We start from the raw sequence: 26510 nt of genomic DNA, 5'->3' as shown, positions 1-26510 counted from the left end.
TAGGTAGTCGCAACGACGCATCGGCCTACTGCGCAGCCCCGGGCGACACACCCGATGCCGAGGCAGTCAGCTCGGCAAGCAGTTTCGGCACTTCGCTGGAGCCCGGGAACTGCGCATCGGTGCGCGACAGCCGCAGTAACGTCCGGCGTGCCGCTTCGTGATGGCCCGCTTTCATCAGCGCCACGGCGTGGTGAAAGTGAACTTCGGCAGGTGCATCGGCACTGGCAACGGCCTTCTCCAGGATCGGCAGGCCGTCATTCACCCGGCCCGACTCCACCAGAATCCAGCCATAGGTGTCGGCGATCGTTACAACTCCCGGCGCACCCATGTAGGCCCGCTGGGCAGTCTCCAGGGCCCTCGGATCCCCCTTCAGGTGGTAGACCCATGCAAGGTTGTTCAGTACCGCGGCATTGGGACGCCCGGTGCGCAGCACCTGCTCGTATTCACGGACTGCCAGATCGAGCTGATTCGCGCCGGCATAGTGCTCCGCCAGGATCAGCCGTGCCATCGTGTCGTTGGGCTGGCGCTTCAACCAGCTCAGCAGCGGACCGGCTGCGTCCGGTACCTTGCCCAGCTGGCGTGCCCGATACATCCTCACCGCATTCGAACCCGACGGCGAGAGCTCGAAGGCCGTCTCGTAAGCCCGGATTGCGGAACCATACTCACCCGCGGCCATGGCCATATCCCCCTCGAGCGCCGCGAGGCCGGCATTCTTCGGATACTTGGCCTGCAATGCGGTCAGCCGGCCGTGGGCCGCTTCGCGCCGGCCATCCCTGAAATCGAGCAGAATCAGCTCGCGTGCCGCAAGCATCGCCTCGGGTTGCGCCGTTACGAATTGCTCGAGCGTTTCCCGGGCGATCGCCGCATTGCCGAGCGTGAGCTGGGTCCGGGCAACATCGAGTACATAGGACTGATTGCGCGGTTCCTTGCGGGCAGCCTCGCGGAACTGACCGAGCGCCTCGTCATAGCGGCCTGCTTCGATGTAGAGGCGCCCGAGAGCGTTACTCACGGAGGCTTGCTCCCTCGCCAGCCGCCTTAGCTCACCGATCACGGCGTCCGCATCACGTCCACTGCCCTGGCGCAAATAGGCCCGCGCCAGCAGCAAGCGCGCCTGGATCGCATCCCCATCGTTCTTTCTGACCTGCTCGAGCTCGCGAATCGCTGCCACTGTATCCCCGTCGAGCAGGGCAATCTCCGCACGCGCGATTCGAGCGGCGTTGTTTGTGCCATCAAGGTCGATGGCGCGCTGCGCTGCTTCGGCTGCGGCCTTCATATCACCAGCAGCAACTTCAACGCGCGTAAGATTCAGCAGCGTTGCAGAATGTTTGGGATCGATCTGCCGTGCCTGCGCCAGAAACTGGCGCGCGCGCGTGAAGTCAGCAGATTGCGCGTACACCGATGCAGCCAGGTTGAGGGTTTCCAAATTGCGAGGCTGCGCTGCCAGCAAGCGATCGACCTCCGCGCGCGCAGCCTGCGGGCCGCTGCTACGTGCCAGAACCGAGACCAGCAGACTGTTGCGGCGAGGATCCTCCGCCGGCATGGCCTTCAACAGTTCGATGGCTTTCTCGTGCATGCCCGCGGCGACGTACGCCATGGCGAGATCCGTCGACAGCGCCACGCTCTTGTTACCCTCGGCTGCACTGCGCTCCAGCCTCTCTATCGCGGCGGCATTGTCGCCCCGCTGCAGATTCGCCCAGCCGACCAACGCATCGAGCTGGGGATCATCGGTATGCGCCTCCTGGACCGGTAGTAATACTTCCATTGCAGCATCGGGCCGCTGCAACTTCAGATGAACCTTTGCGAGCAGCTTGCGTGCTTCGACGTTCTCCGGCGACTGCCGCACGACCTCCGACAGTTCCCGCAGAGCCTGATTCACACTGCCGCGAGCCAACAACGCCGCGCCCAGGATCATCTTTGCCGACATGACTTGCGGGGCCGCATTCACTGCCTTCTGGGCCTCGGCCACTGCTCTCGTATAGTCGTTGCGCGCCATGGCGATCCGCGCGCCTATCAACCGTGTGAGTACCGCATCGGGCGCACGCCGGGACAGTTCGCTATGGGCCGCTTGCGCCTCATCAATGGAGCCCATGCCCAGATGCGCCTCGGCCAAAGTTGCCACCGCGAGGAGATATTGCGCGGCCGAGAGCTGCCCGCCCGCATGCTGTCTCGCTGCTGCAAGCGCGGCGCTGGCAGCTTGGAACTCGCCAGCACGCGCCAGAAGCGTGCCGCGCAGGAACAAGGCAAGCGCCTGCTCGGGATCGGCGGCCAACGTCTCATCCAGCAGCCGCAGTGCCGCGGCCGAGTCACCTACACGAACCAGCGCTTCGGCCTTACCAATCTGTGCCCGCGGCCATCTCGCGTCCACATTTAGAGCGCTGTCGAATGCCTTCATGGCTGCGGACACGTCGCGCGTTGCAAGCAACGCAAGTCCACGATAGGTAGACAATGCCGGCTCTTGCAGCGCCGATTCTCCCGCATCGAGTTGCGCGAGCAGGAGTGGAGACTCACCCATCGCCAGCATGATCTCGGCCGAGAGCGCCGCCGTCTGCTGATTCGTGGCGCCAGACTCGAGCGCGCGAGTCAGTTCTTTACGAGCGGCATTGGGATCGCCAAGCCGGAGCGAGACCTCGGCCAACAGCAACCGGGCGCGAACGTTCCCGTCTTCGGCCTGCAGCGCGTTCTGCAACTCCACGAAGGCACCGCGATCGTCCGCCGCGGCAATGCGCTGCTCCGCCCGCGTGATGCGCTCTTGCACATCGATGAACCACTCGCAAGCGGATAAGTGCATGCAGGCGGCGAACACCAGAGCAGCCCGGAGCGCGTGCAGCGACTTGATCATGAAACGGGAATCTCCAGGGGCAATGAATCAGAAATCGACCTGGCGGAGCAGGCTGTTCAGGCTCGCGCGGGCACTATCGCAGTCGGGGACGCAGGCGGCACGCAGTGCCACCACCCGCGAAGGTGGAATGCTCGCCAACGAAGCGATGCCGTACCACGCCTGTGCAATGGCCTCACGATTGGTCTGCAGCTTGCCGATCCTGTAGTAGTACCAGAGCAGCGCCTGCCGCCCCTCGGCGTCCTGCAGCAGCAATTCGGTGAGCGCTCCGTGCGGCTCGATGCGGGTACTCGACAGCACCCGCTGGTTGCCAGGACCCAGCACCGAATTTTCGTAGCCCACCAATTCCTTTCCCTGTGTCTGGAATGCATACGCCGCTGCATATGCATGCACGGTACTGGTCGCATCCGCGTAACGGCCGCTACGTTGAACATCTGCACCAGCAAACACCGGCGTCCACCGTTCATCGTCGGCCGCAGCCTGCGGCCCGGACCAGGTGCCAGCGCCGGCGGGCAGGATTTCATCCTCCTCAGGAATCTCCGCCGGTGTTGCCGCCGCCAGCGAGTTCCAGGCCGGCCCGATGGCCAAAGCGGCGAATGCGAGCGCGACAGCGGACGGCCGCAGGGCGCCGCTCTCGCCGTCGCGTTGCGGGCTCGTCGCTGCGCTGCTGTCGGCAACGGGGAAGCGGCGTACCAGTATGAAGAACAGGACCATCACGATCGCAAACACCGCCCAGCCGAAGCGGTAGTGCTCGACGCGCACCAGGTAGTGCTGCATTTGCGTGAAGTGACCGGCCAGAATGATGAGGTACACACGTATCCAGTTGGACAGCAGTGCGAGCGCCACCGCGAGCGCGATCACGCGTAAGCGCGTCGCCAGCGTGTCGCGATGTACTTCGCCGTACAGCGCGCCAATGGCGAGCGCCACGATGAAGAAGTGCAGCCCGCTGCAGCCGCCCGCAATCTCGAATGTGCCGACGGCGAGTTGTACGAAATTGTCGTGTACATAGGCCGGCACGCCGGTCACCTGCAACATGAAATCAACCGCGTGCACCGTGCCCCACTGCAAGAGATCACCGGTGGCGCCCCAGAGCGGAATGGCCAGATACAGATAAGCAAACGCGAAAGCCGAGCGAACCGCCGTGCGCCGTCCAAGCACGACGTAGAGCCACAACCACATCAGAATCGGTAGCAGGAACTGGTGTGCCGCCTGTACACCGGTCCGCAGCGCGACCAGCCACAGCACACTGAGCAGCGCCAGTGGTAGCAACGCACGCCAGTCGGCCTTCGCATCAAAGCCGGCTTCGCCGTGCTGCAAACACTTGTGTATAAGCAACGCAACGCTGACCGCGACGATCAGATAGCCATGGGTGTAAGTGGCGAGGTCCGAGTCCTGCCAGGCGTGCATCAGCGAAGCGGTCGTCGGCCAGAACAGCACGGGCACGCCCGCGAACAGCATCACCGGGATCAGCAGGCGCGGCAACTGCGCGGACAGAGTCATCCGCCCCCTGCTCGCAGGCGCAGGCGAAGTCCTCGTCAGCGGATCGCGCGCCACCACGGATCAGGCCCTGATCGAGTACTTGCTCATCAGGTCGTAAAGCGTCGGACGGCTGACCCCGAGCAGTTCGGCGGTCCGGGAGATATTGCCGTCCGTGATCGAAAGCGCCTGGTGGATCGCCTGCCGTTCGGCGCGCGTGCGCACTTCCTTCAGGTTGAACAACAGCTCACCGGGCACGGTCTCGCGCAGGCCAAGATCTTCGGCAGTGATCAAGGTCCCATCCGCCATGATGATGGCCGTCTTCACCTTGTTCTCCAGCTCCCGCACGTTGCCGGGCCAGTTGTAAGCCTCCAGCGCCGCCGTAGCCTCTTCGGTAAAGCCACGTTTGGGACGGCCGTGAATGCCCGCGTACTTGCGCAGGAACGCATAAGCCAGCACGGTGGGCCCGCCCCGCCGATCGCGCAACGGCGGCACATTGACCGTGACTTCACTGATGCGGAAGTACAGATCCTGGCGGAAGCTTTGCTCGGCAATCGCTGCCTGCAGATCCTTGTTGGTGGCACAGACCACGCGCACGTTGACCTGGATCTCCTGGCGGCCGCCGACCCGCTCGATGACCTTGTTCTGCAGGAAGCGCAGCAGCTTCGCCTGCAGCTGCAGCGGCATATCGCCGATTTCATCCAGGAACAGCGTGCCGCCATCGGCCAGCTCCACCTTGCCGATGGTTTGTTTCACTGCGCCGGTGAAAGCACCTTTCTCGTGGCCGAACAGCTCGCTCTCGAGCAGTTGCTCGGGAATCGCGGCGCAGTTGATCGCCACGAACTTGTTGTTGCGACGGGTACTCTGGCTGTGCACGGCGCGCGCGAGCAGTTCCTTGCCCGTGCCGCTCTCGCCAGTGATCAGCACCGACACATCGGCCGGCGCGACCTTTTCGATCATGCGACAGACCTTCAACATCGCCTCGTCGGTCGCAATCAGCCCCTCCAGCGGCGCGCTGAACTGTGCGTCGCGCAGTTGTCGGTTCTGTTCCTCGAGCGCATGAATGTGAAAAGCGCGTGCGACCAGCAGGCGCAGTACGTCGGTATCGACAGGCTTCTGGTAGAAGTCATACGCGCCCAGCGAGACGGCGCGTACCGCGTTGTCCCGGTCGTGATTGCCGGTGACCACGATGACTTTGACCTGCGGCGCCAGGCTCAGAATCTCCTTGAGGGTCGCCATGCCTTCGCTGACGCCTTCGGGGTCGGGCGGCAAGCCGAGATCCTGCAGCACGACCGCAGGCTCGAAGCGGCGCAATTGCGCCATGGCTTCGGCGCGTGTGCCCGCGATCAGTACCTCGTACTCGTCGAAGCACCATTTGAGCTGCTTCTGCAGGCCCAGGTCGTCTTCGACGATCAGTAGCTTCGGTTTGTCGTCCGTCACGATGCTTTGCCCTTCGATGTCTGGTGCGCGGCCTGCGTCAGACCGCCGCCGCGAGATCCGGCCGATCCCGAATGCGCCACAACGCGCGCAGGCGTCAAGTTAACCATAAAGTGATGCCTCCGAACCGGGACTGCTCTGCACTTCCCAGCTGTCATCGGCCATTCGAGCGGATTCGCGCCCCCCTCTTCGTTGTCCGATGTCAACCGACGGGGCTGCCGTTCTGTCGCAGCTCACCGCACCGAGGGATCCCACACCACGATCCGGCGGCCGGCCACGAACAGCACGGCGGCATGCGCCAGGGCGACATTCGCCTGAACGAAGTAGTACGCGATCCGAGTGAGCCCGATTGCGCGCATCGCGCCGACGAAGTGCGCCAGGATCACCAGCCCATATCCAAGCAACTGCGCATAAAGCGCAAATCGATAGAACCCGTGCACCGGAGCCAGCGCGAAGGACGCCGCCAGCAAGCCCAGCAGAAACCACGGCACCATCCAGCGCATGACCTTGTGGCTCCAGACCTGGAACGCGAATGTGCCGTAGCGAAATGGACTGAGCACCCCGGCCAGACGCGCCAGACCGGTCATGCCGCGCACGGCCGTACGGACCTTGCGCTGATATTCCTTCTTCGAGTCCTTGATGTCCTTGTAGATACCCCGCACCCGGGGGTCGGACACCGCGATCAGTCCCGCCTGGACGCTCTTCAAGGCACACGCAAAGTCGCTTGGGATCGAAGCATCCCAGGAAGTCAGCACCGAGCGCCGGACCGCGAAGAACGAGCCGCTGAGGCCCACCACACCGGCGCGATCCGATTCCAGCCGGCGCAGCCACATTTCGTATTTGACGTACGCTCCCTCGCCCGCGACCTTGCCATCGGCGCTGACGAACAGATCCTCACTGGAGACGGCGCCCACCGCCGGGTCGCGAAAACGCTCGACGATGAAACCGATCGATTCCGGCGGCAGGTCGGTGCCAGCGTCCGAGAAAACGATGATCTCGCCACGCGCGCTCGCTATCGCCAACCCCTGTGCGTGCTCCTTGCCCATGCGTCGCTCCGAGCGCACCAGGCGGACACCGCGGTCCGCATAGCTCAGCGTGATCTCATCCGAGCGATCGTCCGAACAGTCGGAGGCGACCAGGATCTCGGCCAGCGGATAGGTGACCTGCAGCGCGTTCTCGATCTTGTGCGGCAAACGCCGCTCCTCGTTGCGGCAGGCGATAACGAGAGTCACGGCTGGATTATACGCAGCCACCGGAACGTGCTGCCTGCGCCGCGGAACCAGCAAGCGCAGCAATAGCGGATAGATCACGTAGCTATAAACGGCGCCGACAGCGCAAATCCAGAAAAGCCACTGCATATGCTCTCAACCTGTCAGCGGGTCACGACCGCGTCTGGCGGCGCTACCTTCGCCTCTTGTTCCTGGCACAGCGGCAGGCTCACGGAGAAACGAGTTCCCTCTCCGGGAGTGCTCTGCACGTCGACGTCCCCGCCCAGCAAACGAATGTATTCACGCACCTGGTAGGCACCGATGCCCATGCCCTTCGAACCCTTGGTGCTGTCGAAAGGCCGGAACAGGCGGTTGCGGATGAAGTCCGCGTTCATGCCCGCGCCGGTGTCTTCCACGACCAGCCGGGCGTCGGCACCGTTGCGTCCGACACTGACAGACACCGTCCCAGTCTCGCCGGTGGCGTCCTGCGCGTTACGAATGATGTGCTCGATGACGACGGCCAGCCGCTCGGCATTGGCCATCACCCTCACCGGCGGGCCGGGCTGCAGCTGCGGTTTCGGGTCGCGATGGCTGCAACGGGCAACCGCTTGCTGGGCCAGCTCTCGCAGATCCGCGGGCACGTTGCGATCGGCCGAAGTCGCGCCGCGCAGTTGCTCTATCAACTTCGTCATGCGCTCCGCGGTGTTGGCGATGGTCGCAATGGCATCGTCGATGAACTCCGGATTGTTCTTGTGGCGCGGCGCGTTGGCGACGATGAGATTGAGCTGCGCCACGGAATTCTTCAAGTCATGCATCATGAACGCCGTCAGGCGATTGTATGCTTCGAACTGTCGACTCTCGGCGAGACGGCGATCGGCGTCTTGTTGCGCGATGTGAGTGGCGACGTGACGGCCCAGCGTCTTCAGCAAATCGCGATCTTCGTAAGTCAGCTCGAACGGCGGCGGCGGATCATACAACACCACGAAGCCGACCAGGCTATCCAGCTGCAGCATGGGCGAGACGATGCGCAGGTGCGGATGGTCGAGCAACCACTGCGGCAGAGCGATGTTGCCGTAGAAATCCGGGGCACGCCGAAACTCGTCGGTATCGATGATCCATTGCTTGCTGGCGAGGAACTGCGGCAAATCGTCGTCCGCGGAAATGCTCGCCGGCAGGCCCAGCGAATCGATGCTCATCGGCCAGGCGGCATACGGCAGGAATTTCTTGCCCGTTTCATCGCGCAGGAACAGGAGCCCGCCCGGGCTGGAAAAAATCTGCGTCATGGCGCGCACCGCAGTGCGTCCTGCGTCCTTCTCATCGGTCGAGGAAAGCGTGCCGATGAAACGCAGCCATTCGATGCGGTAGTCGTACTTGTTGCGGTAGAAGTGTTTGCTGAGAAAGACCAGCGCATGTCGCCGCAACGAGGCCGATGTCATCAGGCTGGCGAGCACGACCACCGCGCCGGCGAAGAACACGATCTGCCCGACGTTGCCCCAGCCTCCGCCGATCTCGCGCACGTAGAATCCGCCGAGCGCCATGACAGTGAGATAGGAGCCGATGACCAGCACTGTCGTGGTGTAGAACACGATCTGCCGCGACACGAACACGTCCAGCGACCACTCGGGATTGCGGCGCGCGGCAATGGCGATCAACGGCATCGCAAAGGCATTGAGAATGCCGCGTGAGGTCCAGGCGTCGACGGATACGGCGCGCAGCAGCTCCGTTTGCGAGTACAGGAACAAGTCGTAAGCAAACAACGTCCCCACGCCGATGATGAAGTACTTCAGCGAGCGACGGGCGACCTGTGAAGAGTTCCTATAAATCTGTTCGAGCAGAATCAATGCCAGCAAGGACAGCGCGAGACCGGCGCGCGACAGCAGCAGCGTGGGATTGATGACCGCGATATTGAAATGTTCCAGTAGCGGGAATATCACGGCCGCGCCGAGCAACACCACGCAAAGAGCGCGGGCCGCCGTCGCCAGCGCAGGAGGTGCGGCGACGCCCGCGACTGCGACCAGAGTCAGCAGCCACGCGCCACCGCGAATAGCCTCGGCGAGGTAGATCCCCAGCACGGGAACATTGCCGGTATAGCTTTGAATCGCCAGCAACGCCGCCCAGAGGGCCGTCACTGCGCTGGCGACGATCAGGTGCGCCCCCTGTTGCCGACCACGCCAGGCCGTGATCAGCAGCACGGTCAGCACCAGGAAGCTCAGCGCCGCGACCCCATAGCTGACTATGCCGAAACCGTTCATTGAGCGGCACTCAACGCGCGCCTTTCCTCCACAGGATCACTTCGACCGTCTGCACCAGGATGGCGAGATAGAACAGCAGGCTGTGATTCTTCACGTAGAACAGGTCGTACTGCAGTTTCTCGGTGGCGTCCTGTTCCGAGGACCCGTACGGATAACAAAGCTGCGCCCATCCGGTGATGCCCGGCTTGATGGTGTGCCGCTCGCGATAGTACGGGATTCGCTCCTCCAGTTGCTCGACGAATTCCGGCCGCTCCGGGCGTGGGCCGACGAAGCTCATCTCGCCTCGGAGCACGTTGAGGATCTGCGGCAGCTCATCGATGCGGGTCAGCCGGATGAAGGCGCCGATCTTGGTCACTCGAGAGTCGTTCTTCGTGGCCCATTGCGCGCCATCCTTCTCCGCGTCCTCGCGCATGCTGCGGAACTTGAGCAGGCGGAAAGGCCGGCCGTACTGACCGACGCGCACCTGGCGATAGAAAATCGTCGCCTTCGGTCCTTCCGAGATCTTGATGGCCAGGGCCGTCAGCACCATGATCGGCGCGGCCACCACCAGCAATAGCAGGCTGGCGACGATGTCGAAGCCGCGCTCCAGGGTGTCGTGGATGCGTCCCCGGCCGAAGCCTTCCGAAAAAATCATCCAGCTCGGATTGAGCAAGTCCAGGCGCACCTTGCCGGTCTCGCGCTCGAGGAACGTCACCAGCTCCAGGATTTCGACGCCGTCCAGGCGGCACTCGAGCAGCTGGTCCATGGGAAAGCTGCGCCGGCGATCGTCCATCGCCACCACGATCTCGTCGACGCGATGCTGCTCGCACAGGGTCATGAGATCGACGCTGGTCGGCAGCTTTTCCAGCTCGGGGACGTCGATCCCCTCGTCACCTTCGGCCGGCACATAGCCCACCACCATGAAGCCCCGGCGATCCGAACGCCGGCGCAACCGCGCAATGCTGGCGGCACGGCGGCCCGAGCCGTAGATGAGCACGCGACGCTTGAACAAGTCCTCGTCGACGAGCGTGTCGAACAGGATGCGCGCGATCACCGACCCGCCGAATGCGATCACCAGGCTGAGCAGTAGCGCGCCGCGGCCGATATGCAGCTGCGGGAAGACATAGAAAAGAATGGTGATGAACATGCCGCCGCCGATCAGACTCGCAGCGACGCGTGCGATCAGCCCCGCCAGGCGCGAGCGCTGACGCGAGTTGTAGAGGCCCATCGCGGCCATGCTGATGAACAGCACGCACGCAAAGACGATGCCTCGCGGCAGCATCGGCCCGAGCGCGTCGTCGGGCCAATCCTCGCTGCCGAAGCGCAGCAATGCCGCGACATACGGCGAGAAGAAGAAAATCACACCCTCGATGACCGCGAGCAGCGCCAGGTGTAAATGCCAATAGTGTTGGAAGATTCGGATCGCCACGCGTCGCTCGTGCCTTTTCGCTTCTGATCGCCCGGATTGCGGCCGGCCATTGCGCGCGAGTTGCCCACCGCGCGCCAGCGGCCGTAAGTCTAGTCTGCTACCTCCCGTAACCGCGTGAAGGCAGTCACGGCTTACTGTCAAATCAAGAACCGGTCTGGGAGAGCTCGAGCGAGCTGCGTCCCACGGACGCTAGACTTTCCGGACGAGCTGTAAGCTCTGCCCATCAATTGACAATCATTCGCATTTGTATTTACATGGTGCCCAATCACCGCGGCTCACGCCAGAGCCGCCAGGATCGAGAGTCGAGCCACCATGTACATTTGCGTATGTCATGCCATCAGCGATCGCCAGATCCGCGAGGCCGTCGATCAGGGCGCGGCCTCGCTGCTAGAAGTCCAGATGCACCTGCCGGTCGCCGGCTGCTGCGGCCGTTGCGAGGAATCTGCGCGAGAAGTGATTGAGTCTCATATCGAATCTGCGAATCGCCCCGTTGCCGCCTGATCCAAACCACGTATTTTCGCAGTAATGCGCGCAGCTACCCCGCCCCCACTGCCACTGCGTCCCGCCGCGGTTGCCTCGCTCCGCGCCGCTCCTCCAAGATTCACGGCCGACTCGGCATTCACCCGATCCAGGAGCACTCATGCAGGGCAACGCAACGGTATTGCGTCATCTCAACAACGTTCTGAAAAACGAGCTGACCGCCATCAACCAGTATTTCTTGCACGCCCGCATGTTCGAGCACTGGGGCCTGAAGAAGTTGGGCGAGTATACGTACAAGGAATCCGTCGATGAGATGAAGCACGCCGACCAGCTCATCAAGCGGATCCTGTTTCTCGACGGCCTGCCCAATCTGCAGGACCTCGGCAAGCTGCTGATCGGCGAGAACGTCGAGGAAGCGCTCAACTGCGATCTGAAGCTGGAGATGCAGGCGCATCCGGACCTGCGGCAGGCGATCGCGGATTGCGAACAGGCGTCGGACTACGTGTCGCGCGAGTTGTTCGAGGACATTCTCGAATCCGAGGAGAAGCACATCGACTGGCTGGAAACCCAGCTCGATCTGATCAAGCGCGTCGGCATTCAGAACTACTGCCAGGCGCAGATGGACACGGACGAGGACTGAAGCGGTCTTCGATCTTTGGAGTTATAGGCTGCTCGAAAGCAAACGGCCTCGGCGCACCAGGCACCGAGGCCGTTTTTCGTTGTGGCGACGATCAGCTGACGGTCTTGCTGGCCGTGTTCGACAGCGGGCTGGTCGTACCCGCGGAATTCACGGCGACCACCGCGAAGTACCAGGTACCGGAGCTCAAGTTCTCCACCAGGTAGCTGGTAAGGGACGGGTTGTCCAACCTCACCGTTTGATCGAGGCTGTCACGGTTCTGGCCATAGTGCACTTCATAGCCAGCCAGGTTGGTCAGCGCAGAGCCGTCGCTGTTCTCAGTCGGTGGCGTCCAGGACAGCGTGGCGCTGCCGCCGCCCGCGCCGACGGCGTTCACCGTGATGGAGAACGGGCCGAGCGTGGCGCTGGCGGTACCGTCGGAAACGCTGATCGTGATATTCGCGTACGAACCGACTTGAGCAGCGGTCGGTGTGCCGGTGATGCGGCCGGTTTCGGTGTTGAAGGACGCCCAGCTCGGCAGGTTCGCGACCGTGAAGGACAAGCGGTCGCCATCAGCATCGGCAGCGGCGGGCTGGAAGCTATACGCCTGCCCCACGATGACGGTCGAGCCCGGGGTGCCACTGACGGTCGGAGCGGCATTGGTTGAATTGCCCGGAGCGGGAGCGTTGGAGTCGCCCGTCGTGGCACCCTCTCCTCCACCACCTCCGCCGCCGCAACCGGCGAGAAGCACTGAGACCAGGAGCAAGCAGCCGGTAAAAAATCCCGGAAGGAAAGTACGACGCATGGTTCTCCACTATGCAGCCGCGCCGTGCTGAGGCCCGTCACGGCTTGGCGCTGTAAGTCTTTGATATCTAATTTGATATCTGGGAGCTGAGATCTCGCCCGAGGGAGCGGCGAGAGCACGGTGGAGATAACAACAAGAGTTGTGCCAGGTGCTGTAAGCACCTTGTTAATCAGTGAGTTGACCCGAAAATGGGCGCTTGGACCAGAGCGGCGGGGTCGCCTAACGTCGCGAATTACGGACAGTTTTGTCACACCCACCTGAACGGCCTACTACAAGCCGTTGATTTACAAGGAGGGGCAGCCTTGTTGCTAATTGCAGACAGGCTGACGCAGGGCGGCGTAATCCGCGCCCTTACGGGAGGGGGTGGTGATCGAGTAAGGAAAACCAGTTCGCACGAGGGCTCCCTGCTGCAACTGTCTTTCGACAGACACGGACCTGCGGATGCAGAAACCCTCCCTCAGTTCAAACGGTTTGCTCCCGGTCGCCACGCGGGCGGCAAATCAGCTTGAGCGGACGCACCCCGCCGTTCATCTAGGGCAGGAGGCTCGCCCAGCGTCTTGCTGGGCCACTGGCACATCGACCAAGGAGTGGCTCCCATGTATCAACGGATCTCCGAGTGCCGCATCTGCAAGAACAAACAACTGGTCGAAGTCCTCGACCTGGGCGTGCAGACGCTCACGGGGGTTTTTCCAAAAAACAGAGGACAACAAATCACGGCCGGGCCCCTCAAGCTGGTCAAGTGCACCGGCGAAGACGACGTCTGCGGGCTGCTGCAGCTTCAGCACACCTATGATCTGGGCAGGATGTATGGCGACAGTCATGGCTACCGCTTCGGCCTGAACGCCAGCATGGTTGCGCATCTTCACGCGAAGGTTCACAAGCTTCTGCAGTGGGTGGACCTCCCCGAGGATGCCTTGATCATCGATATCGGCTCGAACGGCAGCACGACTCTGCAGGCCTATCCCAACGCCGGCTACACGCTCGCCAGCATCGATCCGACCGCAGCGAAGTTCCGCGCCTTCTACCCGCCGCACATCCAGCTGATCCCGGACTTCTTTTCCGCCGCCACCATGGAAAAGCACTTTGGCAACCGCAAGGCCGCGGTGATCACCTCGTTCTCGATGTTTTGCGACCTGGAAGCGCCGCTCACTTTCATGAAGGAAGTGGCCGACGTCCTGGACGACGAAGGCATCTGGGTCCTCGAGCAGAGCTACATGCCCACCATGCTGCTCAAGAACTCGTACGACACCGTGTGTCACGAGCGCCTGGAGTACTACGCGCTGAAGCAGACCAAGTGGATGACGGACCGGCTGGGCCTGAAGATCGTGGACGTAGAGCTCAACGACATCAATGGCGGCAGCTTCTCCATCACGGTAGCGAAGCGCGGCTCGCATCATGTCGAGTCGCCGTCGATCGAGCACATCCTGGATGAGGAAGCGCGAGCAGGATTGCACACCCTGCAGCCCTATCGCGAGTTCGCGCGGAACGTAGCCGCCAGCAGAACGGCCCTGCGCGCCTTTCTGGACGAAGCGAGACACTACGGCAAGACCATCTGCGCCCTGGGAGCATCCACCAGGAGCAACGTTCTACTGCAGTACTGCAACATCACCACCGCCGACGTGCTGCGGGTCGGCGAGGTGAATCCGGACAAGTTCGAGGCGTTCACGCCAGGCACCCTGCTGCCAATCGTGCCGGAACGAGAAGTGCTCGCCATGCAGCCGGACTATCTGCTGGTGCTGCCCTGGCATTTCCGCCAGTTCTTTCTGGAACACCAGAGATTCGTGGGCCGCAACCTGATCTTCCCACTGCCGCAGCTCGAGCTGGTGCGTATGACCAATCCGTCCCAGGGGCCGGACCGGACATCACGGATCGATCTGGGCCGGCAGCCTCTCAGCGCTCAACCGCGGCTTCATTGACGCATACAGCTTCTCCGCCGCATAGGGAGAGCGCGGATACACTCCGAGCCGGACCTCATTCTTTGGCGGCAGGGTCTCCCCCGTGTTGACCATTCGAGATTCTGATTCGAGACAGGCAGGCCGAGGCGGCCGATTTCCATTGTTGCCATGAGTACCAGCGCGGCTTGGCGAATGCCCTGCTCGCATTTCCACGCCAGCGGTCTAAATCGATGACGACGGCCATCGCGTCGGAAGCCGGCGGTTTTCCGTGAGGGGCCATCCCGCTCAAATCGGAACTTCGCAGCTGCCCTTCCAGGGAGGCCAGCTCCAGCATGGCACGCACGTGCACTGGCGAGCGCTTGAGCCACCGCACGTACTTCAGACGATCGCTCGAGCTCAGCTCGCCCGCCTGAAGACATACGAGCCATTCCGCCGCTTGTTCGCGGACGAGCTCGGGCAGTTCATTGTGGGGACGGTTGGACATCCGTCTTCCTAGTCAATGCGCAATGGTCCGTCACGTGGGATTGTATGTCTCACGTTCGGGCCGGCGCCAAGCGCCAGGCTTGGTGCATTGTTTTTCCACCCCCCGCAAAGCTAGACCGGATCAGGAAACACAACGGCCCAGATAAGACAAAGCAGCCGAGACCGAGCCGATCGGGGTTGATGCACGAGCGCCGCGACTGTCTACCCAATCGCATGACGGAAGCGGCGCCCGGCTCCCCCTGTTTCGATACATGACATGTCAATACATGGCTTCCCGCTCCTGACCGCTGGCGTGCGCGGGTGCTTGTCCGCCCTCGCCAAAGCCCTCGTCGGCATCGCCGACATGACTCGACGGTCCGAGCGGCAACAAATGCGTGAACGCGTCCAGCTTGAACAGGTCCGGCTGGCGCTTGCGATACGAGGTGATCGTTTTCGACAGCGTCGAGGAAACGCGGCCGAGATAGCGGGAGATCTCGGCCAACGTCGCGATGCCTCGCACCGTCGTGTGCCAGGCGATCACCGCGCGGGCCAGAGCCAACCGGCGCAGGCGCGACTTGGACAGGACATCTTCTCTGGAGACCTCCAGCATGCGGCAAACATGCCGGATGATTTGATCCGGCGTCATGCGCGATGTGCGCTTTGGTCGATGCCCCGCCAGCTCGGCCACTTCCGGTCCGCCGAGAATGCCCGGCGTCTTGGGCATGCCGCGCTCGACCAGCTTGATCATTTCCGCCGTCGGCGGTTCCGCCATCAACGCCTGATAAGCTCCGGCGCACGCCTCCCGATTGCCCAGCGCGCGTCGCATGGAGTTGCAGTGAAGCCAGGACACTTCCCTGGTATTCGAGTACGCGTGGTGGCTCGAATGAGGAAAGTCGCCGGGACTGGCCACGATGCCCTTGAGCACGGGCACATAATGGATGTAGTGAACCAGGTGCTTCAGATACATCTTGGAATCGACGATCACGGCGTCATAGCGAACCTGAAACAAATGGCCGCGCTCGCCCAGCCGCCGTTGAATGCCGCGCGCGTAGCGGCTCTTTACCCACTGCATGAAGTGGCCCAATGAAATCTCGTCGATCTGCACGGCGAGATATATAGCCTCCGTGGTCAAACAATATGCGTGCACACGCGTGCCGGTACTGCGAAGCGCCGCTTGCAGCACAGATGCGAACAGCTCGTAGTCTTCGTCTTGCGAAAAGATGGGACGCTGCCTGGTGCCGCGCTGAACGACATGATACATGCCGCCAGGAAGGTGAATCCGTCGGCGATACGACATTGTTAACTCTCCATTCGGAAGCGGCCCCGGCGCACGATGCCCGGCTCGCTGCTTCATTGATCAAGGATTCGAGTCTGGATTGTTGTCGCGTGGTGGGCCGCAGCTTCCACGACCGTCGTAGCCGTTGATATGGCAGCCGCTCAGAGCGGCCAGCGACAAGGCGAGTCTTCGCGTCTCACAGCTAGGTTATTTGCTTTTTTTATCTTGAATGCGTTAGCCGCCCATCACTGCCTGGCGAGTAATTGCGCAACAGCCGCTCGCGTGCGCATGAAACCAGCGCGCTCGCCAAGACCAATGCAAGCGCACCGGAGAATGGCTGGATGTCGTGCCACGACACGCACGGTCCCCAAAACCGAGCTGGGCGAAATCTGGCGGAGGAACTGCCCTTGCGTGTTACACGGCGGCTGACACCGAGCGCCAGATGGGCAACATTGTCGTAATTCGGTGGCCGCCTCGTAGCGCAAGCGTTTCTCCTTCACGATATCCGGAGGCTTCTTGAATGTGCGGCTCATCCGCCCGATAAACAGGAAATTACGGGCTTCTCCTTGACAGGCCGGTGCCACTTCCCTACATTGCGCGCCTCTCGCGTGGGGCTATAGCTCAGCTGGGAGAGCGCTTGCATGGCATGCAAGAGGTCGCCGGTTCGATCCCGGCTAGCTCCACCAAGCCCCGACGTCTTACCGCGTCCCCATCGTCTAGAGGCCTAGGACATTACCCTTTCACGGTAGTAACCGGGGTTCGAATCCCCGTGGGGACGCCACTTCAAAGACGCCGGGCCTGCCGCCCGGCTGGCCTCAACCGGCCAGCCAGCCGTCGCCCGACGAGCATCCGGGCTCGCAATCTTAACTAGCGCCGCCTCGCGCGTAGGCCAACGCCCGCTCCAGTCTCGCCAGGACCGCTTCGCGCCCCAGGACCTCCAGCGTGACATCGATGGGCGGCGACACCGTTCCACCGGACACCGCGACGCGAATCGGCTGCGCGACTTTGCCCATGCCCACGCCGAGCTCGGTCGCAGTCTGATTCACTACGTCGTGCAGTGACGGTGCCGTCCACTCGCTCAGCGCAGACAACTTCGCCAGCACCGTGCCAAGCGGTCCAGCGGCTTCGGCCGTCAGATTCTTTTTCGCCGCCTTCTCGTCGTACGCTGTGACGTCCTGGAAGAAGAACAGGCTGTTCTGCGCCATTTCCTTCAGCGTCTTCGCCCGCTCCTGCTGCGCCTTCGCGACGGCAGCCAGCTTGGCATCATCAGTAACATTCACGCCGAGCGTGGCCAGATGAGGCTTCAAGTACTGAGCGATGCGCTCTGGCGTGGCGCGCATGATGTGCTGCTGGTTCAGCCAAAGCAGCTTGTCCGGATTGAAGGCCGACGCCGATTTGTTCACATCCTTGATGTCGAACAGCTGCGTCATCTCCTCCATCGTGAACACTTCCTGATCGCCATGCGACCAGCCCAGGCGCACCAGATAGTTCAGCAGCGCCTCGGGTAGAAAGCCGTCCTCGCGATACTGCAGCACGCTCACTGCCCCGTGACGCTTCGATAGCTTCGCGCCGTCCGGCCCGAGAATCATGGGCACATGCGCATACAGAGGCACGGTCGCGCCCAGCGCCTTGAGCATGTTGATCTGGCGCGGAGTGTTGTTGAGATGGTCGTCGCCACGAATGACATGCGTGCACTTCATGTCGCTGTCGTCGACGACGACGCAGAAGTTATAGGTAGGCGTGCCATCCGAGCGAGCGATGATCAGGTCATCGAGCTCCATGTTGTCGAACACGACATTGCCGTGAATGACGTCCTCGACGACCACGCTGCCTTCTACGGGATTCTTGAAGCGCACCACGGGCGAAACGCCCGGCCGCGGCTCGGTGCGATTGCGGCAGGTGCCATCATAGCGCGGCTTCTGCTTCGCTTCGATCTGGCGGTTACGCATCTGCTCCAGTTCTTCCTTTGAGCAATAGCAATGATAGGCGTGACCGTTCTGGAGAAACTGGCCGATGACCTCGCGATAGCGATCCATCCGGCGGGTCTGATAGTACGGGCCTTCGTCGGCCGTGAGCCCCAGCCACTCCATGCCGTCCAGGATGACCTGCGTCGCCGCCTCGGTGGAGCGCTCCCGGTCCGTGTCTTCGATACGCAGGATGAAGACGCCGCCATGGCGGCGAGCGTACAACCATGAAAACAGCGCCGTTCGCACGCCGCCGATATGCAGCATGCCGGTAGGGCTGGGAGCAAAACGGGTTCGGACCACCATGGCGAATCACCATGATTCATCGTGCCGACTTCGAGCCATCCCAAAGCCGGCCAGGAGCCGAATCTTGTAGTGAGTGGTGGGCGGTACAGGGATTGAACCTGTGACCCCTGCCGTGTGAAAGCAGTGCTCTACCGCTGAGCTAACCGCCCGATGCCGGCCCGACGAACCGTCATGAGGTTTGAAGGGGCGCGTAGTTTAGGGAGGACGAGGGTCTCGGTCAATCAAGTCACGTGCACCGGCGGCGGCCGGTTCAGCATCACCCAATACAGCCCCAGGCTGCTGATCGCCTCGACAAAGGCGCCGAATTCGACCGGCTTGCGGACATAGCTGTTGGCGCCCAGGTTGTAGCTGGCAAGCACGTCGGCATCCTGGCTGGAGGAGGTCAACACCACAACCGGCAGGTTGCGGGTGCGCTCGTCGGCGCGCAGGCGCTTGAGCACGCCGAGGCCGTCGAGCTTGGGGAGCTTCAGATCCAGCAGGATCACGGTGGGTGCATTCAGCACGTCGCGGTGGGCGTACTGTCCGGTGGCGAACAGGTAATCCAGGGCTTCCACCCCGTCGCGCACCACCACGACTTCGTGGGCGAGGTTGTTCTTACGCAGGCTGAGCAGGGTCAGCTCTTCGTCATCCGGGTTGTCCTCCACCAGCAGGATGTAACGCTCGGTCATTGCTGCCCCTTGGCAATGCTGAAGTAAGTCGTCGCCTCTCGATCCATGGCCGCATCCGCCCGTACATACCCTGCCCACCCGGCCCGCCGCGTCGCGCACGCGCGCGTGCTCCGACAAGCCCCACCTGCCGCCGGCTCAGTTCGTGCGGGTGACCCGGCCCAATCCGGCAAGTCATCGATCGAGTTCGACATTCTGTGCGTACGACCAGTACGCGATCGATGCACCGGCGAGGCGTCGGCATCGATCGTCTCGTAATGCCGGTCCGGCAGCAAGCCGGTAAACCCCGCTATGACGCTTGACGGTTAGCGTGAGTCACAAAGCACGGGCGGCTGCATACCGGAACGCATGCGGCCCGGGCTGGCTGGAGGAATGTGCTGCAGATTGCTTGGGTGGCCGGATCAGTGGGCCTCCTCTCCCCCGATCATCTGCAACAGCTCCGCGGTGCGAGCTTTCATCAGCGCCTCGTTGCCGCGGCTTTCCACGTTCAAACGGATCAACGGCTCGGTGTTGGACGAGCGCAGGTTGAAGCGCCAGTCGTCGAATTCGATGGAAAGCCCGTCGGTGAAATCGACCGATTTGGCACCGGGCTGATAGCGCTCCTGCACCCGGGCAATGGTGGCTTTGGCGTCGCTCACCTTGCGATTGATCTCGCCGCTGGCAGGAAACTTGGCGATGCGCTCGCCGACCAGTTGCGACAGCGGCTTGCCGCTTTCGCAGATGATCTGCGCAACCAGCAGCCAGGGAATCTGGCCGGTGTCGCAGTAGCCAAAGCGGCGGAAGTAATGATGCGCGCTCATCTCGCCGCCGTAGACCGCATCGGCCTGGCGCATCACGTCCTTCATGAAAGCATGGCCGGACTTGGACATCACCGCCTTGCCGCCGAGCGACTCGACCATGTCGGTGGTCGCCCAGGTGAGTCGCGGATCGTGCACGATGCGCGCGCCCTTCTCCTGCTTCAGGAACACCGACGCCAGCAGGCCCACGATGTAATAACCTTCGATGAAACTGCCCTGCTCGTCGAACAGGAAACAACGGTCATAGTCGCCGTCCCAGGCCACGCCGCAATCGGCCTTGTGCTGCTTGATCGCCTCGATGGTCGCCAGGCGATTCTGTTCCAGCATCGGATTGGGCACGCCATTGGGGAAGCTGCCGTCGGGCTGGTGATTGATCTTGATGAACTCGAACGGCAGGTGCGGCTCGAGCTGGTCGACGATCAGGCCGGCGCCGCCGTTGCCGGCGTTGACCACGATCTTCAGCGGCTTCAGCTTCGACTTGTCCAGATACGAAAGCAGATGCTCGATGTACTTCTTGCTCACATCGAGCTCGTGGCGCGTGCCCTTCCGCGACGGCTCTGAATAGGCATTGGCTTCGGCGATGCGCTGGATGTCCTTCAACCCCGTGTCGCCGCTGATCGGGCGCGACTGCTCGCGCACGAACTTCATGCCATTGTAGTCCGGCGGATTGTGGCTGGCGGTGACCATGATGCCGCCGTCCATGCCTTCACTAAAGGTGGCGAAGTACACCACCTCGGTGCCGCACAGACCGATGTCATAAACATCCAGGCCTGAGTCGAGCAGACCGCGAGTCAAAGCCGCACACAACTCTTCGCTGGACTTGCGAATGTCACGACCGACCACCACGCGCCCGCCCGCGGATTTGGGCTTCAGGAACTCCGCGTAGGCTCGTCCGATGCGATACGCGACATCGGGATTGAGCTCGCTCGGAATCCGGCCCCGATAGTCGTAGGCCTTGAAACCGACAATGGCTGAAGACGGGCTGGCGGACATGCACTCGTTCCTTTTATCTGAAATTCGATTCTTGGCTCAGCGGCGCAGCGCGGTCGCATCGATGATTGTGGGGGCTCACTTCTCGCCTTCCCGACCGTACCGGTCCTCGAAGCGCACGATGTCGTCCTCGCCCAGGTAGCCGCCGGACTGCACCTCGATGATGTGCAGCGGGATCTTGCCCGGGTTCTCGATCCGATGCTTGGTGCCCAGCGGGATGTACGTCGACTGATTCTCTTCCAGCAGGAAGACCTCGTCGTCGCGCGTGATCCTCGCTGTGCCCGACACCACGATCCAGTGTTCGGCGCGATGATGGTGCAGCTGCAGAGACATCGACGCACCCGGTTTCACCGACAGGCGTTTGACCTGGAAGCGCTGGCCGTGATCGATGCTGTCGTAGCTGCCCCAGGGCCGAAACACTTCACGATGCAAGGAAGTTTCGTAGCGGCCCTGCTTCTTCAGTTGATTGACCAGCTCCTTCACGTCCTGCACGCGATTCTTCGGCGCGACCAGCACGGCGTCCTTGGTCTCGACCACCACGTGATCCTGCAGGCCCACCGCCGCCACCAGGCGGCTGGTGGAGTGGAGATAGTTGCCATGAGAGTCGGCGGTGAGCACGTCGCCGAGCGTCACGTTGCCCTCCTCGTCGCACGGAATCGCCTCGTGCAGCGCCGACCAGGAACCCACATCGCTCCAGCCGGCATCCAGCGGCACGACTACGCCGTGCTTGGTCTTCTCCATCACCGCATAGTCGAACGAGTCGCTCGGGCAGGCACCAAACTCTTTGGCGGGCAGCCGGGTGAAATCCAGGTCGCGCTTCGAACCGGTGACCGCTTGCGCGCAGGCCTCGTAAATCTGTGGCGCCAGCTCGCGCAGCTCACCAAGTACTGTCGAAGCACGGAACAGGAACATGCCGCTGTTCCAGAAATATTGCTTCGACTCGACGTAGGCCTTGGCCGTGGCCAGATCCGGCTTCTCCACGAAGCGATCGATGGGAAAAGCCGGTCCCGCACCTTCCGCACGCTTGATGTAGCCATAGCCGGTCTCCGGCTTGCTGGGCACGACTCCGAACGTGACGAGCTTGCCTTCCGCGGCTGCTTTGCGGCCGATTTCCAGCGCCGCGCGGAACGCCTTCACATCGCGAATCACATGATCGGCAGGGAGGATCAGCAACAGCGGATCGCTCTGCGGTGTCTTGGCCCCGCTCGGAGCGTCTGAAATGGCCACCATTGCCGCAACCGCCACCGCCGGAGCGGTGTTGCGACCGACTGGCTCCAGCACGATGGCCTGCGGCTTGATGCCCGCCTCCAGGATCTGCTCGGCGACCAGAAAGCGGTGACTCTCGTTGCACACCACGACCGGCGCGCCCAGGCCTTCGACTCCGGCGACCCGCGCCAGCGTCTCCTGCAGCATCGTCCCCTTGCCGACGAGCGGCAGCAGCTGCTTTGGATACAGCTCGCGCGATAGCGGCCACAGGCGCGTGCCCGAGCCGCCGGAAAGAATCACGGGAATCAACATACGCTGTCACCTCGCCCGATGGCGTAGTACTTCAATCCAAATCGTTTGACGAAAGCAGGGTCGTATAGATTACGGCCATCGAAGATTACTTTCCTGCTCAGCTGCGCGGCGATCAGGTCGAAATCGGGACTGCGGAACTCCTGCCACTCCGTGGCGATGGCCAGCGCATCGGCGCCTTGCAATGCCTCAACCGCCGACTTCACCAGTTGCAAGTCCGCGCGGTCGCCATAGATACGACGCGTCTCCTCGTGCGCAGCCGGATCATAAGCGCGCACCTTCGCGCCCGCGGCCCACAAAGCTTCCAACAACGTGCGGCTGGGAGCCTCACGCATATCGTCGGTATTGGGTTTGAACGCCAGGCCCCACAGCGCGATGGTCTTGCCGCTCAGATCGTCGTTGAAGAACGTGCGCATCTTCTGGAACAGCGCGGCCTTCTGCCGCTGGTTGACCGCTTCGACGGCGCTCAACAACTCCGCATTGAATTGATGGGCGGCGGCGCTGCGCGCCAGCGCCTGCACATCCTTGGGAAAGCACGAGCCGCCATAGCCCATGCCCGGGTAGATGAAGTGATAGCCGATGCGCGGATCCGCACCGATGCCCTGACGCACCTTTTCGATATCGGCGCCCATGCGCTCTGCCAGGTTGGCGAGCTCGTTCATGAAGCTGATCTTGGTCGCGAGCATGGCGTTGGCGGCGTACTTGGTCAGCTCCGAGGAACGCACATCCATGACGATCATGCGCTCGCGGTTGCGCGTGAAGGGATCGTAGAGCGCCTTGAGCAGCTCGGCGGTGCGGGGATTGTCGGTGCCCACCACGATGCGATCGGGCTTCATGAAATCGTTGATCGCCGCGCCTTCCTTGAGGAATTCGGGGTTGGAGACCACGTCGAATTCGACCTGCGCGCCGCGCGCCTGCAAGGTTTCGTTGATCTTGGCTTTGACCTTGTCGGCCGTGCCCACCGGCACCGTGGACTTGGTCACCACCACGCGATACTCGCTGAGGTTCTGCCCAATGCTTTCCGCGACAGCCAGCACGTACTTCAAGTCGGCCGAGCCGTCCTCGTCCGGCGGCGTGCCCACCGCGATGAACTGGAACAAGCCGTGCTTGACGCCTTCGACGGCATCGGTCGTGAAACTCAGGCGACCGGCGGCAAGATTTTTGCGCAGCAGCTCGTCCAACCCCGGCTCGTAGATCGGCGACTCACCGCGCCTGAGCATCTCGACCTTGCGCTGATCCACATCGACGCACAGCACGCTGTTACCGACCTCGGCCAGGCAGGCGCCGGTTACGAGGCCCACGTAACCGGAGCCGAAAATGGTCAGACGCATGAGCGATAACCCGCTGGACTTAAAGGAAAAATGGCCCGCGAGCTTAGCGGACCCCGTAAGTAGGGTAAAGCAGTCGTCGACCACCTACATAGTCTGGCGATATTGCATAACCTGAAATTTTTTCAGCAAAAACCTGCCTGCTTGCGAGGGAGAATTGCTGCGTTTGTCGCTTTATCCATTAGGAACAGCAGCTTCGCTACGGACGGTGATGGCTGTCCAAGGAAGCGCGAGTCGTGCACGGATGCACGTGACAGCTGGGAGACTGACATGGAGTCGGACGCCCGGCATGCCTCTGCTACGGAATCAGCAGGCTCGCAATCCTTCCTGAAGTCGCCTACGCGCTGCTCCCACGGCACGAGACGACACACGCACAGGGAAAGTGGTTGATCAACGAGAACAGGAAGCAGCTGAAGTGCGCGCGACGCCCCTGGACCAGGAAGGTCAAGACGGCGTGCAGACGTACTATTTGCCTCGGTCCGCCGCGAGCCGCCACCCACAGCGGCACGCGGCGCGACATCATTCCTACCCATTGTCGAACGCGCTGAACCGCGGCGAGAAAGCCGCGGAGCACTTCCTGTGCTCCGCGGGGTGGACTCAGGTACTTGGGGAGGATTTTCCCTGAGGATTGTCCGGTGGGGATGGGGAGAGAACACCGGACTCGCGGGCAGTCCCTTGCCCTGGCGCACATGATGCGTCCAGGGAGGGTGCGCAAATCCTCGTTTAATTCGGGTTTTTGCCCAGATACAGGCTGCTTTTTGCCTGTCGGGCGATGGTTTAATGGCTGGTTGGGCCGTGCGGAGGCGTGCTCACGCGCAGCCGGCGGGTCTGCAATGCCGTCACGTTCTTGACCTCGGCATGCGCCAGTGCCGCTTTGCGCAGCCACACCAGATCCTGAATGTCGCCGCTGGGCTTGTACTCGGCCACGGTCTGCATCAACAGCTGACGAGCCTTGTCGCAGTCGAAGCGCGTCAACGCGAGTGACATGTCGTCCAGAACCTGCTGCACCTGGTGCCACGGCAGCGAATGTTCCATGGCACGCATGATCATCGGATGCTCCGTGCCCGTGACGTTGGTCCCGATGAGCAGCTCTTCGAACAGCTTCTCGGCGGGACGCAGACCGGTGTAGACGATTTCGATGTCGCCGTCGGGATTTTCTTCGTCGCGCACCGTCAGGCCCATGAGGCTGATCATGCGCTTGGCCAGATCCGCGATACGCACCGGCTTGCCCATGTCGAGCACGAACACGTCGCCGCCCTTCCCCATCGACCCGGCCTGCAACACCAGCTGCGCGGCTTCGGGAATGGTCATGAAGTAGCGAATGACATCTTTGTGAGTCACGGTTACCGGCCCGCCGCGACGGATCTGCTCACGGAACAGCGGCACCACCGAGCCCGAAGACTCGAGCACATTGCCGAAGCGAACCATGCAGAAGCGCGTGTACGTGCTGCGCGTTTGCAGCCCTTGCAGCACGATCTCAGCGAACCGCTTGGTCGCACCCATGACATTGGTGGGATTGACCGCCTTGTCGGTGGAGATCAGCACGAACGTTTCAACCCGCGCCTCCAACGCCGCCTCGGCCGCGTTCCAGGTGCTGAACGTGTTGTTGTAGATGCCTTCGACGATGTTCTGCTCGACGATCGGCACATGCTTGTACGCGGCCGCGTGATAGATGGTCTGCACGCCGTAGATCTGCAGAATTTCCTTGACGCGATGCTTGTGATGCGCGTCGCCAAGCAGTGCCACCAGGTCGACCGAGAGTCCCTCGGAGACGAGCTGAGCTTTCAGTTCTCGCTCGATGTTGTAGAGCGCGAGCTCGGACATTTCGAATAGCAGCAGCTGTGCGGGTCGCAGTCGAATGATCTGTCGGCACAGCTCCGAACCGATCGAGCCGCCCGCGCCGGTGACCATGACTACTTTGCCGGCGATACAGGCACCCAGCAGCCGTGCATTCGGCGGCACCGGATCGCGACCCAGAAGATCGCCTGCATCGACGTCACGCACGTCCTCGACGCGCGCATTGCCGGAGAGAATGTCGCCGTAATCCGGGACGGTCTGTACCAGCAGCGACAGCGGCTCGATGGACTTCAGGATCTCCTGGCGGCGACGGCGAGACTGCGAAGGCAGCGCCAGCAGCACCGCCGCGACGCCTTCGTTGCGGACCAGGTCCGGCAGCGAGCGCGGCGAAAACACTTCGAGGCCGTTGATGGTGCTGCCCTGGAGCGAGGTGTTGTCGTCGATGAAGGCGATGGGATGGTAGCGACCGCTGCGCACCAGGCCGGTCGCCAGCTGCACTCCGGCGCCGCCGGCGCCGTAGATCACCACGCGCTGCGTGCCGTTGGACCAGCGGAAATTCAGCAAGCCACGCACCAGAAAGCGGCTGCCGCCCACGTAAATCAGGGCGAACGCCCAGTAGATGGGCAACGCCGTCATCGGCATGGCTCGGTTCGGCCAGAGGAAGGCCACTACGGTCAACAGGGCGACAGAGGTCGTCACTCCTGTAAATACGGCAAGTATGGCACGCGGCCCCAGATACCGAATGACCGCCCGATACAAGCCCATGCGCGTGAACACCAGCACGCTGGTGAACAACGCAGCCACATACATCCACTCCGTACCAGTGATGTCGTAACGGATCTTGCCGAATCGCAGCGTCAGGGCGACCCATAGCACTAACGGGATGCCGACCGCGTCGACGCCGAGCATGAGAAGTCGTTTCTGCGAGCGGGGAAGATGCGCGAGACTGTTCGCGAAGCGTTCAATCCACTTTGGCATGGTCCCCGTCACGAATTCG

The 26510-nt window shown here is 62.4% G+C and carries 18 protein-coding genes and 3 tRNA genes; 5 read left to right on the top strand and 16 right to left on the bottom strand.

Translation table 11 applies throughout. The features are described from left to right. Positions 1-25 precede the first annotated feature (25 nt). The 6 genes from prsT to VGE08_RS13525 all read right to left on the bottom strand — a co-directional run bounded on the left by prsT (position 26) and on the right by VGE08_RS13525 (position 10617). Positions 26-2839 carry an XrtA/PEP-CTERM system TPR-repeat protein PrsT gene (prsT, locus tag VGE08_RS13550; RefSeq protein WP_331068426.1) on the bottom strand — a complete coding sequence of 938 codons (2814 nt, stop codon included), beginning with the start codon at positions 2837-2839 and terminating at the stop codon, positions 26-28. Positions 2840-2866: 27 nt separating this feature from the next. Continuing rightward, the gene (locus VGE08_RS13545) at positions 2867-4336 is read right to left on the bottom strand and encodes an exosortase C-terminal domain/associated protein EpsI (RefSeq protein ID WP_331068425.1); all 1470 of its coding nucleotides are present in this window, start codon (positions 4334-4336) and stop codon (positions 2867-2869) included. Between the two features lie 60 nt (positions 4337-4396). Then, positions 4397-5752 carry a PEP-CTERM-box response regulator transcription factor gene (gene prsR, locus VGE08_RS13540; RefSeq protein ID WP_331068424.1) on the bottom strand — a complete coding sequence of 452 codons (1356 nt, stop codon included), beginning with the start codon at positions 5750-5752 and terminating at the stop codon, positions 4397-4399. A 230-nt stretch (positions 5753-5982) separates the two neighbouring features. Then, positions 5983-6981 (bottom strand): glycosyltransferase, encoded by a 999-nt coding sequence (locus VGE08_RS13535; protein ID WP_331068423.1) that lies wholly within the window; start codon positions 6979-6981, stop codon positions 5983-5985. Positions 6982-7121: 140 nt separating this feature from the next. After that, entirely contained in the window at positions 7122-9209 is a 2088-nt protein-coding gene (prsK, locus tag VGE08_RS13530; protein WP_331068422.1) for an XrtA/PEP-CTERM system histidine kinase PrsK, read from the bottom strand. Between the two features lie 10 nt (positions 9210-9219). Continuing rightward, positions 9220-10617, bottom strand: a complete 1398-nt coding sequence (locus VGE08_RS13525) for a TIGR03013 family XrtA/PEP-CTERM system glycosyltransferase (RefSeq protein WP_331068421.1) — start codon at positions 10615-10617, stop codon at positions 9220-9222. Between the two features lie 312 nt (positions 10618-10929). On the opposite strand from VGE08_RS13525, the gene VGE08_RS26350 reads away from it, so the two are divergent. Further along, the gene (locus VGE08_RS26350; RefSeq protein WP_349258684.1) at positions 10930-11118 is read left to right on the top strand and encodes a (2Fe-2S)-binding protein; all 189 of its coding nucleotides are present in this window, start codon (positions 10930-10932) and stop codon (positions 11116-11118) included. Positions 11119-11257: 139 nt separating this feature from the next. Further along, complete coding sequence (gene bfr / locus VGE08_RS13520) at positions 11258-11737, top strand: bacterioferritin (RefSeq protein WP_331068420.1); 480 nt, start codon at positions 11258-11260, stop codon at positions 11735-11737. Between the two features lie 91 nt (positions 11738-11828). Here the strand turns inward: bfr and VGE08_RS13515 are convergent, their stop codons facing one another. Further along, positions 11829-12518, bottom strand: a complete 690-nt coding sequence (locus VGE08_RS13515) for a putative Ig domain-containing protein (protein WP_331068419.1) — start codon at positions 12516-12518, stop codon at positions 11829-11831. Between the two features lie 596 nt (positions 12519-13114). Between VGE08_RS13515 and VGE08_RS13510 the strand changes: the two genes are divergently transcribed. Continuing rightward, the gene (locus VGE08_RS13510) at positions 13115-14434 is read left to right on the top strand and encodes a class I SAM-dependent methyltransferase (protein WP_331068418.1); all 1320 of its coding nucleotides are present in this window, start codon (positions 13115-13117) and stop codon (positions 14432-14434) included. Positions 14435-14489: 55 nt separating this feature from the next. On the opposite strand, the gene VGE08_RS26555 is transcribed toward VGE08_RS13510, so the two are convergent. Both VGE08_RS26555 and VGE08_RS13505 read right to left on the bottom strand, forming a co-directional pair. Beyond that, positions 14490-14897, bottom strand: a complete 408-nt coding sequence (locus tag VGE08_RS26555; RefSeq protein ID WP_414717481.1) for a FecR/PupR family sigma factor regulator — start codon at positions 14895-14897, stop codon at positions 14490-14492. 258 nt (positions 14898-15155) lie between these two features. Continuing rightward, on the bottom strand, positions 15156-16172 hold the full coding sequence (locus tag VGE08_RS13505) for a transposase (protein WP_331068417.1): 1017 nt from the start codon (positions 16170-16172) through the stop codon (positions 15156-15158). A gap of 589 nt (positions 16173-16761) precedes the next feature. Here VGE08_RS13505 and VGE08_RS13500 point away from each other — a divergent pair. Then, positions 16762-16837: transfer RNA gene (locus tag VGE08_RS13500), tRNA-Ala, on the top strand. Between the two features lie 19 nt (positions 16838-16856). Beyond that, a tRNA-Glu gene (locus tag VGE08_RS13495) sits at positions 16857-16932 on the top strand. Between the two features lie 82 nt (positions 16933-17014). Here VGE08_RS13495 and gltX read toward each other — a convergent pair. From gltX to VGE08_RS13460, 7 genes are all read right to left on the bottom strand, one after another. Next, entirely contained in the window at positions 17015-18421 is a 1407-nt protein-coding gene (gene gltX, locus VGE08_RS13490; RefSeq protein WP_331068416.1) for a glutamate--tRNA ligase, read from the bottom strand. Between the two features lie 74 nt (positions 18422-18495). Continuing rightward, a tRNA-Val gene (locus VGE08_RS13485) sits at positions 18496-18570 on the bottom strand. 72 nt (positions 18571-18642) lie between these two features. Then, the gene (locus VGE08_RS13480; protein WP_331068415.1) at positions 18643-19089 is read right to left on the bottom strand and encodes a response regulator; all 447 of its coding nucleotides are present in this window, start codon (positions 19087-19089) and stop codon (positions 18643-18645) included. A gap of 398 nt (positions 19090-19487) precedes the next feature. Then, on the bottom strand, positions 19488-20876 hold the full coding sequence (locus VGE08_RS13475) for a phosphomannomutase CpsG (RefSeq protein ID WP_331068414.1): 1389 nt from the start codon (positions 20874-20876) through the stop codon (positions 19488-19490). A gap of 75 nt (positions 20877-20951) precedes the next feature. Then, positions 20952-22391 carry a mannose-1-phosphate guanylyltransferase/mannose-6-phosphate isomerase gene (locus VGE08_RS13470; protein WP_331068413.1) on the bottom strand — a complete coding sequence of 480 codons (1440 nt, stop codon included), beginning with the start codon at positions 22389-22391 and terminating at the stop codon, positions 20952-20954. Then, positions 22385-23719: a UDP-glucose/GDP-mannose dehydrogenase family protein gene (locus VGE08_RS13465; protein WP_331068412.1), complete on the bottom strand. Its 1335-nt coding sequence runs from the start codon at positions 23717-23719 to the stop codon at positions 22385-22387. Before VGE08_RS13465 ends, VGE08_RS13470 begins: the two co-directional genes overlap by 7 nt. 774 nt (positions 23720-24493) lie before the next feature. Next, on the bottom strand, positions 24494-26491 hold the full coding sequence (locus tag VGE08_RS13460) for a nucleoside-diphosphate sugar epimerase/dehydratase (protein WP_331068411.1): 1998 nt from the start codon (positions 26489-26491) through the stop codon (positions 24494-24496). Positions 26492-26510: the final 19 nt, after the last annotated feature.

The sequence above is a fragment of the Steroidobacter sp. genome (genome assembly GCF_036406195.1).
In the GTDB taxonomy this organism is placed as follows: domain Bacteria; phylum Pseudomonadota; class Gammaproteobacteria; order Steroidobacterales; family Steroidobacteraceae; genus Steroidobacter.
The sequence above is the reverse complement of the archived record's forward strand: the minus strand, read 5'-3'. Positions and strand labels throughout refer to the sequence as shown.

Excerpts from the sequence above, each read along its gene's own strand:
- prsT (WP_331068426.1), bottom strand. The coding sequence starts at position 2,839 with ATGATCAAGTCGCTGCACGCGCTCCGGGCTGCTCTGGTGTTCGCCGCC.
- VGE08_RS13545 (WP_331068425.1), bottom strand. The coding sequence starts at position 4,336 with ATGACTCTGTCCGCGCAGTTGCCGCGCCTGCTGATCCCGGTGATGCTG.
- prsK (WP_331068422.1), bottom strand. The coding sequence starts at position 9,209 with ATGAACGGTTTCGGCATAGTCAGCTATGGGGTCGCGGCGCTGAGCTTC.
- VGE08_RS26350 (WP_349258684.1), top strand. The coding sequence starts at position 10,930 with ATGTACATTTGCGTATGTCATGCCATCAGCGATCGCCAGATCCGCGAG.
- bfr (WP_331068420.1), top strand. The coding sequence starts at position 11,258 with ATGCAGGGCAACGCAACGGTATTGCGTCATCTCAACAACGTTCTGAAA.
- VGE08_RS13515 (WP_331068419.1), bottom strand. The coding sequence starts at position 12,518 with ATGCGTCGTACTTTCCTTCCGGGATTTTTTACCGGCTGCTTGCTCCTG.
- VGE08_RS13510 (WP_331068418.1), top strand. The coding sequence starts at position 13,115 with ATGTATCAACGGATCTCCGAGTGCCGCATCTGCAAGAACAAACAACTG.
- VGE08_RS26555 (WP_414717481.1), bottom strand. The coding sequence starts at position 14,897 with ATGTCCAACCGTCCCCACAATGAACTGCCCGAGCTCGTCCGCGAACAA.
- VGE08_RS13505 (WP_331068417.1), bottom strand. The coding sequence starts at position 16,172 with ATGTCGTATCGCCGACGGATTCACCTTCCTGGCGGCATGTATCATGTC.
- gltX (WP_331068416.1), bottom strand. The coding sequence starts at position 18,421 with ATGGTGGTCCGAACCCGTTTTGCTCCCAGCCCTACCGGCATGCTGCAT.
- VGE08_RS13480 (WP_331068415.1), bottom strand. The coding sequence starts at position 19,089 with ATGACCGAGCGTTACATCCTGCTGGTGGAGGACAACCCGGATGACGAA.
- VGE08_RS13475 (WP_331068414.1), bottom strand. The coding sequence starts at position 20,876 with ATGTCCGCCAGCCCGTCTTCAGCCATTGTCGGTTTCAAGGCCTACGAC.
- VGE08_RS13470 (WP_331068413.1), bottom strand. The coding sequence starts at position 22,391 with ATGTTGATTCCCGTGATTCTTTCCGGCGGCTCGGGCACGCGCCTGTGG.
- VGE08_RS13465 (WP_331068412.1), bottom strand. The coding sequence starts at position 23,719 with ATGCGTCTGACCATTTTCGGCTCCGGTTACGTGGGCCTCGTAACCGGC.
- VGE08_RS13460 (WP_331068411.1), bottom strand. The coding sequence starts at position 26,491 with ATGCCAAAGTGGATTGAACGCTTCGCGAACAGTCTCGCGCATCTTCCC.